The sequence below is a fragment of the Collinsella sp. AF39-11AT genome (assembly GCF_003474585.1).
GTDB lineage: Bacteria > Actinomycetota > Coriobacteriia > Coriobacteriales > Coriobacteriaceae > Collinsella.
In genome coordinates, this window is record NZ_QROG01000002.1 from 115,353 (window position 1) to 130,221 (window position 14,869).

Consider the following 14,869-nt stretch of genomic DNA (forward strand, 5'->3'; position numbering starts at 1 on the left):
ACACGATATCTCCTCTAAAGTCCGCTACGACGGACTTTAGCTTTGGGTCGTTAGCTCAGTTGGTAGAGCAGGGGACTCTTAATCCCAAGGTCCAGGGTTCGACCCCCTGACGGCCCACCCAAAGTATGTTAAAGCGACTGGCTTAGGCTGGTCGCTTTTTTGTTGACCTCGCATGGGGTCGAACCCGTCGGGGCGCGAAGCTGAGGAAATGCGTAAGCATTTACCAACGCAGCGCGCAAGGCGCAAAGCGCCGCAGCGGCCGCCTGCAAAGCAGGCTGACCCCCTGACGGCCCACCAAAGCATGTTAAGACGGTCAGCGATAGTTGACCGTCTTTTTTGTTGACCTTTCATGGGGTCGAACCCGAAAGGGCACGGCCGCTTTCACAGATCGAGTCTACCCTGGGGATCGGTAAAACCGTCAGTACCTTCCTTGAGTTTCTTCTCGTCTGCCTTCACGCGACGCTCGAGCTTTTTTGTATCTTCGGCAGGCGGTAGGTTCTCAGGTACAATTCCGCGGTCGATGAGGCTGCCACGCACGCTTGTGTTGTTCTCGACGTGCTCTTGCTTGATCTGGTCCAGACCGTACAGGTCGTGTTCCTCGGCGTTGAAGGCCGTCATCGAGTTCGTAAGGTCCTTTGCTTTGATGAGAACATCGGCTAGCCCGTCCGCCAATGCCGAGCTCTTGGATACGCCGAGCTGTTGCTTCATTTCCGCCGTGCTTCTGCCGCCGAATAACGCTTCATCGCCCTTCGACTTGATGATTGCGAATCCTTTGGAGTCCACGCCGCGTTTGAACGCAATACCCGAGAGCTGTTTCTCTGAATCAGATAGCGAGTGGCGCGCCTGCAAGCGCTGAATCTCTGCGAAGCGCTGCTCTATGAGCTCTTGGCGGCGCGTCTGCACGGCGAAGTACGCCTGGGCGAGCGCGATCTCTGGCTTGTTTGAATCTCCGTTTTGGGCGATTAAATAGCATGCATAGCGCGTAAGCTTGTAGTCTTTAACCGCGCGAGCGGCGACACCGGCAGTTACCATTTTCGTGGTGTCACGAAAATGGGAATCAACTGGAGTTTTGTTTGTTTCGCACGAGACTTTTGCCCTCTTAACAACTTCGGCAAAGTTCTCCCATCGAGTGTACCCCATGGGTTCCATTAAATCGCGTGCGAGCCAATACTCAACGCCGTCTTCCACATTGGCGTAGCTATCAAGTTCGACACGCCACTTCTCGATATCTCTACTGTCCATATCTCCTCCTCGCTGATCTATTGTCTATGCGCGCTTTGCCCGCTCTGTACTCAGAATAAGGATACGCTGCCGTGCGGACACGAATGGGCCCCGTGCCACTTCGAGGTCACGGGGCCCATAGATATCGATTAGTTGTGCTCTGCTCTAGATAGGTGTCCAGTTTAATTCGATCGATAGTGCGAACCCAGGCTTTCGGTCCGCTTGCGCATGGCTTTGACCATCTCCGTTGCCAGCTGATTCTGCGATTGCAGGCGGGCGAGGGCTGCGATCTCGCTGTCATTGGCATGCGGCTTGCTCAGCGCAGTTGCCTCGTCTTTCAGGCTTTCAAGCTGTTGCAGGGCCTTGGATAGACCTGCTTCGGTCCTGTTGATCATGCAATAGGTGCTCATCGTGTGCTTAAGGCTGTGTGTCAGGCGTTCGGCATCTGTTGTGGCAATGCCATACTGAGGGAGGGCGATATCCATCGGAGCGGCCGCCTCGGGAGCGTCCAGCGCTGCTCGAGCTGCCGATGCGCCCGCGATGCGCCCGAATACGATGCCATTGGCACTCGACAAGCCGCCGATGCGGTCGGCGCCGTGCATGCCGCCTGTTGCCTCACCGCAAGCGTAGAGGCCCTCAACGCCCGTTTGCGCGGTCCTGTCGATTTTGATACCGCCGTTGGCGGCGTGGGCATACATCGCCACGCGCATCTCGTCGGTCGGCGCGATGCCGTGCTCGTCTTGTAGCCAGGTGGCAAAGGTCTGCACAAACTCGGGGACGTCCTCGCGGGGGAAGTCGTAGTGGAGCGCCAGGTCTTCGGCTCCCGCTTGGTCGATGGCTAGGTCGATAGCGCGAGAATCCAGACGCGAAGTGAAGGGACCATATCCGGAGCGTTGCTCGAGCAGATCGTTTAGCTTGCCGTCGGCAATATCGACCGACTGGTCGAACTTGACGTAGCGCCAGGTCTTCTCGTTAAATACAAGGTTTCGCTTGGGCTCGATGAAGCCGGGCATCATCTGCATGAACTCTATATTAGTAAGTGTTGCGCCGTGCGCCAGCGCGATGGCCTGCGAGGAGCTGAGCACATCAGCCGACGTAAGGCTGCGCTCGAACAGGCCGCTTGTGCCACCGGCTGCGATGATCGTGGCCTTGGCAGCAAAGGGCACGATTCGATTTTCGGTGAGGTCGTAGAGCACGGTTCCGGTTATTCTGCCGTTCGTGTCCTCAACAAGGTCGATAAGCTCATGGCGGGGGAGCAGGCGAATGCCGAGCGACTCGATCCGGGCTGTCAGAGCGTCCTCAAGGGGTTTGCGGGTGAGGCCGCGCCACATGCGCGTCTTGTGGTCAAAGCAGGGGATAAACTGCTTTTGCTGGGCGCTCTCGGCGCTTTGCGGACGCTGGAGCTCAACGCCCAGGTCTTGCTCGAGCCATTCAATTGCCTGGGGAATGCTGTGGACAAACGTCTGGACAAGATCGGGGTCGGCGACGCCGCCACCAACGGTCTGGATGGTATCGATAAGGTCTTGTTCGTCGTCTTCGTTAACGGGTCCGATAAGCCCCAAGCCCCAGGTTCCGGGGAAGAAGCTTGATCCACTCATAGTCTTGCCGGCGCTTGCCACAGTGACGGTCACGCCCGCGCGCGCCGCTTCGATGGCGGCGCAAAGGCCCGCAATGCCAGATCCAATTACCAGTACATCAGTCGATTCCATCGGATTCCTTTCTCGTCCGGCGCATTGTCGCACGGGTGATCGGCAATGGGGCCGCAAAGACTCGGCAAATCGGTAAAGGGCACATATGGCAGGTGGGCGTCATGGGCGTTCTGATGCTCCATCTCATCACATCTCGTATATCGCCCCAACTGATATATCGGCATTAGCTACCCTGCGACAGTGCAAACAAAAAGAGCCGCCACCTTAAAAGGTAGCGGCTCTAAAGCTCAACTATATGAGCATCGCGCGGGCGCGATTAGGCCTTGAGGGCCTCCTCGACGGCGACAGCGCAAGCGACGGTGGCACCGACCATGGGGTTGTTGCCCATGCCGATGAGACCCATCATGTCGACGTGCGCAGGCACGGAGGAAGAACCAGCGAACTGGGCGTCGGAGTGCATACGGCCCATGGTGTCGGTCATGCCGTAAGAGGCGGGGCCGGCGCCCATGTTGTCCGGGTGCAGGGTACGGCCAGTGCCGCCACCAGAAGCGACGGAGAAGTACTTCTTGCCAGCCTCGAGGCGCTCCTTCTTGTAGGTGCCAGCGACGGGGTGCTGGAAGCGCGTGGGGTTGGTGGAGTTACCGGTGATCGAGATGTCGACGTTCTCGTGCCACATGATGGCAACGCCCTCGCGGACGTCGTCGGAGCCGTAGCAGTTAACGGCAGCGCGGGGACCATCGGAGTAGGGGATGGTCTCGACGACCTTGAGCTCGCCCGTGTAGTAGTCGAACTGGGTCTTCACGTAGGTGAAGCCGTTGATGCGGGCGATGATCTGAGCAGCGTCCTTGCCCAGACCGTTGAGGATGACGCGCAGCGGCTTCTTGCGAGCCTTGTTGGCGTTCAGAGCCAGGCCGATAGCACCCTCAGCGGCAGCGAAGGACTCGTGGCCAGCCAGGAAGGCGAAGCACTCGGTGTCGTCGGAGAGCAGCATAGCGCCCAGGTTGCCGTGGCCCAGACCGACCTTGCGGTCCTCGGCGACGGAGCCGGGAACGGTGAAGGCCTGGATGCCCTCGCCGATGATGGCGGCAGCCTCAGAAGCGGTCTTGGCGCCACGCTTGACAGCGAGAGCGCAACCGAGGGTGTAGGCCCACTCGGCGTTCTGGAAGGCGATGGACTGGGTGTTGTTGACGATCTCACGCGGGTTGAAGCCCTTGTCGGTGCAGATCTGCAGAGCTTCCTCGAGGGAGGCGATGCCGTTGTCGGCGAGGCACTTGTTGATCTTGTCAGCGCGGCGCTCGTAACCTTCGAACGTAACAGTCATAGTTATTTCCCTCCCTTTCTACTCGTGAACCGGGAACACGCTGGCGACGGAGTGAGTCTCCTCGTCGGTGCGCGGGTCGATGTACTTGGCAGCGTTCTCCCACTGACCATAGTGGCCCATAGCGCCAGCGATGGCCTCCTCGGGGGTCTTGCCGGCCTTGACGGCGTCGGTGAACTTGCCGAGGTTCAGGAACTCGAATGCGATGATCTCGTTCTTGTCGTTGAGAGCCATGCGGGTGACGTAGCCCTGAGCGAGCTCGAGGTAACGAGCGCCCTTGGCCTTGGTGCCGAACATGGTGCCGACCTGAGAGCGAAGGCCCTTGCCGAGGTCGTCGAGGGAGGCGCCCACGGGCAGGCCGCCCTCGGAGAACGCGGTCTGGCTGCGGCCGTAAACGATCTGCAGGAAGATCTCGCGCATAGCAACGTTGATGGCGTCGCAGACGAGGTCGGTGTTGAGGGCCTCGAGGATGGTCTTACCGGGAAGGATCTCGGAAGCCATGGCGGCAGAGTGGGTCATGCCCGAGCAGCCGATGGTCTCAACGAGGGCCTCCTCGATGATGCCGTCCTTGACGTTCAGCGTGAGCTTGCAGGCGCCCTGCTGAGGTGCGCACCAACCCACACCGTGCGTAAGACCGGAGATGTCGGAAATCTCCTTAGCCTGGACCCACTTGCCCTCCTCGGGGATGGGTGCGGGGCCGTGGTATGCACCCTTGGCAACGGGGCACATGTTCTCCACTTCCTGTGAGTACTGCATGCCTCTCCTCTCTATCGTGTTGGCGTCCCGTCTGGGGGTCGTGGCTGGCGATTGCCGGGCGACCCTTCGAAAGGGACATGACATGCAGCCCCTATAATACCGCGAAATGCACGGAATATTCGGCGAACGGCTCAGTTTTCGTAGCGAGAAGTCCGGAAGTTTTAATTGAAACGGTTTAACTCTATATTCTGTGGTCGTGAACTTTTGTAGAGGGGGTTCGTCTTTGGCAAGCTTTTGGTCAGCTCTTGTAAGCGTTGCAGGGGCTGACCTGTTGCAACGGTGCCGTTCGCCGCCCGTTTATTGCCTTTGGCCGCGCGAGTGTATTGTTTTGCGTGAATGTTTTGATGGCACGCTTCAATCGTGCTGTATTGGATGGCAATCAGATCCCGGCGAAGGGGGTGCCATGCAGCGCGTTTGGAGAACGGTTACCGGCTTTTACCATGTCTGTGCCCGCGGTGTGGGCAAGCAGCTCATCTTTGAGGGCGATGAAGACCGGTGGGAGTTTTTGGAGCTGATGCGCGAGTGCTGCCGCGAGGCGGGCGTGACGGTTATCGCCTGGTGCCTTATGGGCAATCACGTGCATCTGGTGCTTGCAGATTACGAGGACGCGATGAGCGCGGCGATGCACCGGCTGCTTTTGACGTACGCTCGTCGGTTCAATAAACGCACGGGGCGCACGGGCCATCTGTTCCAGAACCGTTTTGACCGGCGCTCGCTCGATACCGACCGTTATCTAATGGCCGCCATTCGCTATGTTCATGCTAATCCGCAGGAGGCGGGTATCGCCCTGATCGAGCGCTATCCGTGGAGCAGCTTTGCCGAGTATCTGCGAGCGTATGACAACGATATGACGAGGGGATTTTCAGACCCTTCTTGTGTGCTCGAGCTCTTTGAGTCTGTCAGGGGGTTTCTGGATTATTCTCTGTTAATGCCCGATGGTTCCGATCCGGTGATTCACGATATGGATGAGACAGAGTGGGAGCGGCGTGCGTTTGCCGACAAGATGGCGAAGCGCCTGGGTGTGCCGCTCAACAAACTCAAGACCGTAGCACCCTCGCGGCGAGACGGAATCATTTTCGCCCTGCACGATGGCGGCTACACGGTGCGCGAGATCGAACGGTATACGGGAATCAGCAAGAGTACCGTCTCTCGTATCGTGCGCGCTTATGCGCGGGTGAATGCTCAGGCTGAGGGCTCGGAATAGAAAATGGCCGAACCACTCTTGTCAAGCGATTCGGCCAACAAAATTCTTAAGATTTGGGACAAATACTACTGATTATTTTGTCCCGTGAGCATGCCGTCGAGGGTGCGCCAGGCGAGCTCGGCGCATTTGACGCGGGCGGGCATGTGCGAGATGTCCTGGAGCTGGGCGGCCTCGTCCAGGTCTTCCAAGTCCTCCTCGGAGAGCTGCTCGCCGCGGATCATGGCGAGGAAGAGCTCTGCCAAGCGGCGAGCTTCCTCGACGGTCTCGCCGGTGATGAGGTCGGCCATGATGTCGGCACTGGCCTGGCTGATGGCGCAGCCGTGGCCGGTAAAGGAGGCCTCCTCGATCACGTTGTTCTCGACACGTAGCTGCAAGGTGAGCTCGTCTCCGCAGCTGGGGTTGATGCCGTCGTGCTCGTGCGTGGGGGCGTCCATCTCGTACTTGTAGTCAGGGTGCGAATTGTGCTCCATAAACGTGGTGGAGGTGTACAGATTACCCATTGAACGTGCTCCAAACGTGATGCAGGCCGGCGATGAACTTGTCGATATCGGCCTTGTCGTTGTAGAAGGCCACGCTGGCGCGGCAGCAGGCAAGGTTCTCGACGCCCAGCCAGGTGAGTAGCGGCTGCGCGCAGTGGTGACCGGCGCGGATGCAGACGCCGTCCATGTCCATGATGCTCGCGACATCGTGCGGGTGGATGCCCTTGACGTTAAAGCTCACGACGCCGTGGTGGTTGTCCCAGTAGATCGAGCCGATGATCTGGACAAAGTCGAGCTGCATGAGCTCGCCCATCAGGTAGTGGACGAGTGCCTGCTCGCGTGCCTGGATGTTCTCGTAACCCACCGTGTTGACCAGGTAGTCGAGTGCCGCACCCGTGGCGAAGATGCCGGCGGCGTCCTGCGTGCCGGCCTCGAACTTCTCGGGGACGGGCGCCCAGACGGCGTCCTGCTCGGTGACAGAGTCGATCATCTCGCCGCCGGTAAGCATGGGCGGCATGGCGTTGAGCAGGTCCATCTTGCCCCACAGCACGCCGATGCCCATGGGGCCCATGGCCTTGTGCGCGCTAAAGGCAAAGAAGTCGGCGCCCAGATCGGCCACATTGACTGGCATGTGCGGCAGCGACTGTGCGCCGTCGACGACCAGATAGCCGCCGTACTTGTGCACGAGCTTGCCGAGATTCTTGACCGGGTTCTCGACGCCCAGCACGTTAGAGACCTGACCTACGGCCAGGATCTTGGTCTTGGGGCCCACCTTGGCCAGAACCTCCTCGGTCGTGAGCTGGCCGGTCTTGGTGGGGTAGAGGTAGACGAGCTTGGCACCGGTCCCGCGGCAGACCTGCTGCCACGGAATCAGGTTGGAGTGGTGCTCCATGATGGTGATGACGACCTCGTCGCCCGGTTCGAGCACTGTGGGCGCAAAGCTCTTGGCGACCAGGTTGAGCGACTCGCTCGTGTTGCGGGTGAAGACGATCTCGTTGGCGTTGGGGGCGCCGATGAGGTCGGCGATCTGTTGGCGGACCTTCGCGATGGCGTCGGTGGCCTCGACGGACAGCGAGTACAGGCCGCGCAGAGGGTTGGCGTTCATGCGCTGGTAGAAGTCGCGTTCGGCGTCGAGCACACAGGTAGGGCGCTGCGCGGTGGCGGCGCTATCGAGGAAGGCGATCTCGGGGTGCTGCTGGAACAGCGGGAACTGGCCCTTGTAGGGGTTGGTCTCGATATCTACGGTGGGCCAGCCGCGCGAAGCCTCGTCGCTGGCGTCGAGCTCCATAGGCTCCGGTGCGGTACAGGTGTCACATTTAACGTGCTCGGTATCGATCATGCGAGCTCCTCCTCAGAGTTGTCGATCAGGTTGTTGCCCAGGCGGACGACGGCGGCGCGGGTGCGCTCGTCGGTGGCGGAAAGCGCAGCGTCCTCCAGCTTGGCGCGGATGAACAGGTCCTCGGCTGCGTTTTGGTCAAGGCCGCGGCAGGCGAGGTAGAACAGCTGCTCGTCGCGGACGTGGCCGATGGTGGCGCCGTGGTTGCCGGCGACGTCGTCCTCGTCGCAGAGGATGACGGGAACGGTTTTGTTGTCGACGCCCTTGTTAGCCAAGAGCACCGTCTCGCGCTCGGTGCCGGTTGCACCCTTGCAGCCGTGCACGAGGTCGATGGTGCCGCGGTAGACCTTCTTGGACGTGCCGGTCAGCACGCCGTTGGCGTCGATCTCGCACTCGGTCTTGCGACCGCGGTGGCGCAGCTCGTAGTTAAAGTCGCGCACCTGCTCGCGGGCGCCCAGGTAATCGGTATCGATGGTGACCTTGGCGGTATCGCCCAGCAGGTCGCCGGCAAGGCCGGTGGCGCTGGCGCCGGCACCCAGGACGGTGTGCTGCACGTTGACGCGCGCGCCCTCGTCCAGGAACAGGCCGGTGTCGTCGAGCGCGATCCAGCTGTCGTCGAGTGTCTGCGTGCAGGTCACGTTGACGGTGGCGTACTCGTGGGCGCACACACGCAGCACGGAGCCCACGACGCCCTCGCCGGCAACGGGGGAGTCCAGGGCTAGGGCGAGGTCGAGCGTTGCCTGCGGGCGGGCGACGACGTCGATGGCGGCAATCGCAGCCGCTGCGTCGACGCCACTCACGCGCACGGTAACGGCGGCGTGCTGGTAGGCGGGAACATCGATGACGATGCGCTTGGTGGCGTGCTCGGTCAGATACGCATAGGCAGCCTCGCCCATGCCGGTCTCGAAGGCCTCGGCAGGGGAGAGCTCCTCCTCGAGCTTGATGGCGCCGGCCTGGTAGACAGAGGTGGCGGGCACGTCGAGCTCGGTCTCGGGCGTGATGCGGGCACGGTCGGCAGCGTCGCCGGGGGCGGAGGCGCGGCGCTCGGGGAAGCGCTCGGCCATGGCGTCCATGGCGGCGTCGAAGGCGTCGGCCGAGCCGGCAAGCTGCTCGTCCAAGCCCTCGACCTCAACGGCCTCGGCGGGTGCGGCGGCAAGTTCGGCCGAAAGCTCGAGCTTAGTCTGGTTCATCTTGAGCCAGCCCCAAGTTGCAGCCGGCATCGCATTGACCTGCTCGAGCGTGGTGGCAGCGGTGTTCGTGGTCTGTTTCATTATCCGATCGCTCCTTCCATCTCGAGCTTGATCAGGTTGTTCATCTCGACGGCGTACTCCAGCGGCAGCTCCTTGGAGACCGGGTTGGCAAAGCCGTTGACGATCATGGTGCGGGCCTCTTCCTCCGAGATGCCGCGGCTCATCAGGTAGAACACCTTGTCGTCGCCGATGCGGCCGATGGTGGCCTCGTGGCCGATGTCGACGTTCTTGGCGCGGATGTCCATGGCGGGGATGGTGTCGGAGCGGCTCTGGTCGTCGAGCATGAGCGACTGGCAGCTCACGGTTGCCTTGGAACCCTCGGCCTTGGGCGTGGCCACGATGGAGCTGCGGAAGGTCTGAATGCCGCCGCTCTTGGAGATGCCCTTGGTCTCGACGGTTGCCGAGGTCTCGGGGGCGTTGAGCACGACCTTACAGCCGGTATCGAGGTTCTGCCCGGCGCCGGCAAAGGTGATGCCGGTAAAGCTCGACCGGGCGCGGCGGCCGTTGAGCACACTCATGGGGTAGAGGTAGCCCACGTGGCTGCCGAAGGAGCCACTGATCCACTCTATGTCGCCATCCTCGTCCACGCGCGCACGCTTGGTGTTGAGGTTGTACATGTTTTTGGACCAGTTCTCGATGGTCGAGTAGCGCAGGTGCGCACGCTTGCCCACAAAGAGCTCGACGGCGCCGGCGTGGAGGTTGGCCACGTTGTACTTGGGCGCGGAACAGCCCTCGATAAAGTGCAGGTCGGCATCGTCCTCGACAATGATGAGCGTGTGCTCAAACTGGCCGGCACCCTTGGCATTGAGGCGGAAGTAGCTCTGCAGCGGGAAGTCGAGCTTGGTGCCCTTGGGCACGTAGACAAACGAGCCGCCCGACCATACGGCGCCGTGCAGGGCCGCAAATTTGTGGTCGGTGGGCGGGATGAGCGTCATAAACTTCTCGTGGATGAGCGGCTCCCACTGCGGGTCGTGCAGGGCCTCCTCGATGCCGGAGTACACGATGCCCATCTTGGACGCCGTGTCCTGCATGTTGTGGTAGACCAGCTCGGAGTCGTACTGCGCGCCAACGCCCGCCAGGTAGCTGCGCTCGGCCTCGGGGATGCCCAGGCGCTCAAAGGTGTTCTTGATGTCGTCGGGCACCGACTCCCAGTCGTGCTTTTGGTCGGTGTTGGGCTTGACGTAGGTGACGATGTTGTCCATGTCCAGGCCCTCGATGGAGGGGCCCCACGTCGGATCCGGGAAGCGGTTGAAGATCTCGAGGGACTTGAGGCGCAGGTCGAGCATCCACTGCGGCTCGTCCTTCTTGGCGCTGATCTCGCGCACGATGTCGGGCGTGATGCCGGCGTCGAGGCGCTCGAATCCCTCCTCGCCGTAGGTGAAGTCGTAGAGGCTGCGGTCGATGTCCGCGACCTCGGTGCGGTTCTTGGTCATTGCGTCGCCCCTTTACGCCTGCTGCTCGGCAGCGGCGGCCTCGGCCTGGGCGCGCTGCTCGGCTGCCTCGCGCTCGAAGGCTTCAAAGCCGTTCTTGTCGATCCAGGGGATGAGCGAGGCGTCGTCCTCGCGCACGATGTGGCCCTTGACCATAACGTGGACGCGGTCGACATCCAGGTGCTCCAGGATGCGCGTATTGTGCGTGATGATGAGCATGGAACCGTCGCAGCTCTTGCGGTAGGCGTCCATGCCGTGGCTGACGGTGGAAAGCGCGTCGACGTCCAGACCCGAGTCGGTCTCGTCCAGAATGGCGAGCTTGGGCTGCAGCAGCAGAAGCTGGAGCATCTCGACCTTCTTCTTCTCGCCGCCCGAGAAGCCCACGCCCAGCTCACGGTTGAGGTAGGCGGTGTCCATGTTGAGCTCAGCTGCGAGCTCCTTGACGCGACGGCGGAACTCCTTGCCCTTCATTTCCAGGCCGGGGCGGCCGGCGATGCTGGCGCGCAAAAAGCTCGACAGCGGCACGCCCGGGATCTCGACCGGGGCCTGGAAGCTCAGGAACAGGCCGGCGCGGGAGCGCTTGTCGGTGGTGAGCTCGGTGATGTCCTGGCCGTCAAAGACGATGCGGCCGTCCTGCACGGTGTAGACGGGGTCGCCCATGACCAGGTGGCCGAGGGTGGACTTGCCGGCGCCGTTGGGGCCCATCAGCACGTGGGTCTCGCCGGCGGCGACGTTGAGGTTGACATTGTGGAGGATGGTCTTCTCGTCCACGGAGGCGGTGAGACCTTCGATGGAAAGCAGCGGATTTGCGCTCATGCTGTCCCTCTCTGTATATGGTGTACTCATAGGTGTACTAAACCCTAGGAATCTTCTCGGAATAAAGTTACTATGGGTTTGGCGTTAGTCAAGGGAAAACCCGACTAATCCACTCGACTTTTCTAATTCTGGGACAAAATAACCTGTTGTGTTTGTCCCACTTACTTAAGATTTGGGACAAACAAACTTGGTTATGTTGTCCCAGATGCAATGGGAGGGTAGGTATGCTCATTTCTTCCAAGGGCCGCTATGCCCTCCGGCTGATGATCTATATCGCGGCGCTGGGCGACGCCGAGGGCAAGATTGCCCTGCGCGAGGTCGCCGACCGCGAACATATCTCGCAAAAGTATTTGGAGCAGCTGGTTCGTCCGCTTATGAAGGCGGGCCTGCTTAAGAGCGTGCGCGGCAAGGGCGGCGGCTACATGATGGCCAAGGATCCCTCCGAGGTGCGTGCTGGCGACATCCTGCGCGCCGTCGAGGGCAGCACGGCTCCGGTGGCGTGCGATGGCATCGACAACAGCTGCGCCCGCAGCGATCTCTGCTCGACCGTCAAATTCTGGCGCGGTCTGGACGACGTGATCGAAAAGTACGTCGACGGCGTGACGTTGGCCGACCTTGCTGCCGTCCCCGAGATCAACTTCGACATTAAGCTGTAGGGCTGCAAATGACATCTCTCGACAAGGTGTATAAGCAAATTGAAGTTTTTGCTCGGGAATGTGACGCCGAGAAGGTTGTGCTGTTTGGTTCCCGCGCTCGAGGTGACAACTTGCCTAAGAGCGATATTGACATCGCCGTAGCAGGTTGCCGGGATTTCGGCCGGTTGTCATATTTGATCGAGGAGCGTCTTGATACTCTTTTAGATGTAGATGTCGTCAATCTCGACGAGTCCTTATCGCGTCAATTGCTCGATGAAATTGCCAGGGATGGTGTGATTCTGTATGAAAAAATATGAGAACTTTGTCAGCGCCTTGGCGAATCTTGAGGATGCGCCCAATCAGGATCTCAACAATGATTTTGTTCAGAGTGGTTTGATTAATAAGTTCAATCTTCAATTTGAACTGAGCTGGAAGCTCCTTAAGCGTCTGCTCGAGTATGAGGGCGCCACGCTTGCCGCGTCGGGGTCTCCTCGTGCCATCTTGAAGGAGTCCTACCGATTCTACGACTTTATTGATGAGGCGGCCTGGCTAGATATGCTCAAAGACCGCAATACGAACGTCCATATCTATGACAACAAGCTCGCTCAAGATTTGATTCAGCGCATCTTGAACGTATATATTCCCGCTTTTTGTCAGTTGAGGGACGGGCTGATGGAGCGATACGGCGAGCTTCTGATGGCGCCCGACGACCAGTTTGTTTAATTCCTTAAGTTTTCGCGGAGGGTTGTTGCCGTTTACCGAGAGGTTGTTGTGCAACAACGGGTGAGCTGCAATACTTATTTTTATCTTTGCAAACTGCACTTTAACTATACCAATGCAGGGAGGATCTTATGCAGCCCAAGCATTCTGCGATTGTCGCGGGCCTGACGCTGGCGCTTTCGTTTGGCGCCGTTACCGCACCCGCGCCCGCCGTCGCCGAGGAGCCCACGCCGGGCGTTGCCTCGGATGCCACCGATATTGATAAGGGTCTCTATACCCAGCAGTCCTTCTCGGGCGTGCTGAGGTCGGTCCAGGGCGTTTCGTTTGTTAACGTGACCCCCGAGATGAAGTACTTTACCAAGTACGAGAGCCATGGCAACTATAACCAGGGCTTTTCGTATGGCGACGGCTATAACGCGCTGGGCTATTACCAGTTCGACCGTCGATGGTCGCTCATTCCGTTTATGAAGCAGGCCTACAACTACAACCCCGAAAAATACAGCATGCTCAAGGATGCGATTGATCGCGGCAGCGAGATTTCCAACACGAGCAATGCCATGTACGAGAACGGCCAGCTCACCGAGCTGGGCCGTATTGCGCAGGAGGCCTTCCAAGGTGCGTACAACACCGATCCTGTTGAGTTCTCAGCACTTCAAGATGCCTATGCGTATAACTCGTACTATGCGGTGACCGAGGCGTGGCTCAAGAGCGGCTTGGGCATTGATATTTCGGGCCGCGCCGACTGCGTCAAGGGCATGGTGTGGAGCATCACCAACATGTGCGGCACCGGTGGCTGCAGGGACTTTTTCCGCTGGGCGAATCTTTCTAACGGTATGAGTGATCGCGAGTTTGTGACGGCGCTTTCCAACAGCGTGGTCAATAACGTGGCGACCAAGTATTCGAGCCAGCCCCAGTATCATGAGGGCTGGAAGAACCGCTACCGCAACGAGCTGAAGGACTGCTTGGCTTATATCGCCGAGGATGAGGCTGCCGCTGCGACGCCCGTGCAGCCCGAGCCTACGCCGGCACCCTCGCCGACACCTGATTCGAATGACGACTCGAGTGACGATGCCAACGATGACAGGATGGATGCGCCCTCGACCGATACTGACGGTGATGGTTCTGCTGGTGGTACTACCAACGACGGCTCTACCTCGAACGGCTCCGATTCGAACGGCTCTGCTGCGGGCGATTCGTCTTCAAGCTCTGCCGGCAATACGGACAGCGACGCTTCTGGTTCGACCGGTGCTGGCACCTCTAACTCATCCACCGGCTCGAGCGATTCGTCCGCTGACACCGGCTCTAACAACGGCTCTGGCTCTGATGCAACACCTGATTCCGATGCTTCCAAGGACGACTCGAATAAGGTGCCGGACGCCCCCGTTGCTTCGCCGGACAAGAAGCCTTCTTTCTCCGTGCAGCTTGGTTCTACGCTGGGCTCTTCGCTGATGGCTGGCGTCAATAATGGCTCGACCCAGAACAAGGACAACTCTGATCAGGTTTCCACGGAAAAGACCGAGGCCGCAAAGGGCGACTCCAAGGGCAAGGCTTCCGAAAAGGCTGAATCCGATAAGGGTCCTAGCTCTGATGAGAAGGGCGACAAGTCCGGTCAGAAGAAGGACGAGAGCAAGACCGAGGGCGAAAAGAAACAGCCCGAAGACGACGACAAGAGCGGTGCTGACAACCAGGTCCAAGAGCAAAATGACTCCAAGACGGTGACCACTACAACCACGACGACTACAACGACCAAGTCATCTGGCGGTAACATGCCCAAGACGGGCGACCTTATCGTTATGGCGAGCCTTGCCAGTGCAAGCTTGGCCACACTGGGCGCTACGTCTATCGTAAGTGGTAAGCATAAGCTCGATCAGCAGAAGAAAGCTTCTGGGGAGGACGGCTCGGAGGAGTAGCCTCTTGGTTGCTAGATAACTAAAGAGTTGGGACGGGGTCCGGTGCGAATGCATCGGGCCCCGTTTTGTTGTGCAACGATTAGTTATGCCCCCTCACACCTCTTGTTGCTACCGTTGCCCGATATGTTCGCACGGCGTCGTCGGT

General features: G+C 59.9%; 14 protein-coding genes and 1 tRNA gene. 6 read left to right on the forward strand and 9 right to left on the reverse strand.

Translation table 11 applies throughout. The features are described 5' to 3' along the window. The first annotated feature begins 44 nt into the window (after nucleotides 1-44). Nucleotides 45-117: transfer RNA gene (locus DW037_RS01735), tRNA-Lys, on the forward strand. A 264-nt stretch (nucleotides 118-381) separates the two neighbouring features. Here DW037_RS01735 and dinD read toward each other — a convergent pair. From dinD to DW037_RS01755, 4 genes are all read right to left on the reverse strand, one after another. Further along, nucleotides 382-1,242: a DNA damage-inducible protein D gene (gene dinD / locus DW037_RS01740; RefSeq protein WP_117629101.1), complete on the reverse strand. Its 861-nt coding sequence runs from the start codon at nucleotides 1,240-1,242 to the stop codon at nucleotides 382-384. A gap of 161 nt (nucleotides 1,243-1,403) precedes the next feature. Next, entirely contained in the window at nucleotides 1,404-2,930 is a 1,527-nt protein-coding gene (locus DW037_RS01745) for an FAD-dependent oxidoreductase (protein WP_117629102.1), read from the reverse strand. Between the two features lie 256 nt (nucleotides 2,931-3,186). Continuing rightward, nucleotides 3,187-4,191, reverse strand: coding sequence for a GGGtGRT protein (locus tag DW037_RS01750; RefSeq protein WP_055252290.1), 1,005 nt, complete (start codon nucleotides 4,189-4,191; stop codon nucleotides 3,187-3,189). 18 nt (nucleotides 4,192-4,209) lie between these two features. Continuing rightward, a complete protein-coding gene (locus tag DW037_RS01755) occupies nucleotides 4,210-4,944 on the reverse strand; it encodes an iron-sulfur cluster assembly scaffold protein (protein WP_006235554.1) in 735 nt (244 codons plus the stop codon). Between the two features lie 403 nt (nucleotides 4,945-5,347). Here DW037_RS01755 and DW037_RS01760 point away from each other — a divergent pair, with 403 nt between their 5' ends. After that, a complete protein-coding gene (locus DW037_RS01760) occupies nucleotides 5,348-6,148 on the forward strand; it encodes a transposase (protein WP_117629103.1) in 801 nt (266 codons plus the stop codon). Nucleotides 6,149-6,213: 65 nt separating this feature from the next. On the opposite strand, the gene sufU is transcribed toward DW037_RS01760, so the two are convergent. Genes sufU through sufC form a run of 5 tightly spaced genes read right to left on the reverse strand, consistent with a single transcriptional unit; the run spans nucleotide 6,214 to nucleotide 11,459 of the window. After that, nucleotides 6,214-6,648 (reverse strand): Fe-S cluster assembly sulfur transfer protein SufU, encoded by a 435-nt coding sequence (sufU, locus tag DW037_RS01765; RefSeq protein WP_117583738.1) that lies wholly within the window; start codon nucleotides 6,646-6,648, stop codon nucleotides 6,214-6,216. Beyond that, a complete protein-coding gene (locus DW037_RS01770) occupies nucleotides 6,641-7,966 on the reverse strand; it encodes an aminotransferase class V-fold PLP-dependent enzyme (RefSeq protein WP_199408841.1) in 1,326 nt (441 codons plus the stop codon). The genes sufU and DW037_RS01770 overlap by 8 nt, the downstream gene beginning before the upstream one ends. Beyond that, on the reverse strand, nucleotides 7,963-9,234 hold the full coding sequence (locus tag DW037_RS01775) for a SufD family Fe-S cluster assembly protein (protein WP_118372676.1): 1,272 nt from the start codon (nucleotides 9,232-9,234) through the stop codon (nucleotides 7,963-7,965). Before DW037_RS01775 ends, DW037_RS01770 begins: the two co-directional genes overlap by 4 nt. Then, complete coding sequence (gene sufB / locus DW037_RS01780) at nucleotides 9,234-10,646, reverse strand: Fe-S cluster assembly protein SufB (protein ID WP_022094821.1); 1,413 nt, start codon at nucleotides 10,644-10,646, stop codon at nucleotides 9,234-9,236. The genes DW037_RS01775 and sufB overlap by 1 nt, the downstream gene beginning before the upstream one ends. Before the next feature lie 12 nt (nucleotides 10,647-10,658). Beyond that, complete coding sequence (gene sufC / locus DW037_RS01785; RefSeq protein WP_117629105.1) at nucleotides 10,659-11,459, reverse strand: Fe-S cluster assembly ATPase SufC; 801 nt, start codon at nucleotides 11,457-11,459, stop codon at nucleotides 10,659-10,661. 224 nt (nucleotides 11,460-11,683) lie between these two features. Between sufC and DW037_RS01790 the strand changes: the two genes are divergently transcribed. The 4 genes from DW037_RS01790 to DW037_RS01805 all read left to right on the forward strand — a co-directional run bounded on the left by DW037_RS01790 (nucleotide 11,684) and on the right by DW037_RS01805 (nucleotide 14,724). Further along, a complete protein-coding gene (locus DW037_RS01790; RefSeq protein WP_089572008.1) occupies nucleotides 11,684-12,115 on the forward strand; it encodes an Rrf2 family transcriptional regulator in 432 nt (143 codons plus the stop codon). Between the two features lie 8 nt (nucleotides 12,116-12,123). Continuing rightward, nucleotides 12,124-12,411, forward strand: a complete 288-nt coding sequence (locus DW037_RS01795; protein WP_089572006.1) for a nucleotidyltransferase family protein — start codon at nucleotides 12,124-12,126, stop codon at nucleotides 12,409-12,411. Continuing rightward, a complete protein-coding gene (locus tag DW037_RS01800) occupies nucleotides 12,398-12,817 on the forward strand; it encodes an HI0074 family nucleotidyltransferase substrate-binding subunit (protein ID WP_089572004.1) in 420 nt (139 codons plus the stop codon). The genes DW037_RS01795 and DW037_RS01800 overlap by 14 nt, the downstream gene beginning before the upstream one ends. Before the next feature lie 128 nt (nucleotides 12,818-12,945). Next, nucleotides 12,946-14,724 (forward strand): hypothetical protein, encoded by a 1,779-nt coding sequence (locus DW037_RS01805; RefSeq protein ID WP_117629106.1) that lies wholly within the window; start codon nucleotides 12,946-12,948, stop codon nucleotides 14,722-14,724. Nucleotides 14,725-14,869: the final 145 nt, after the last annotated feature.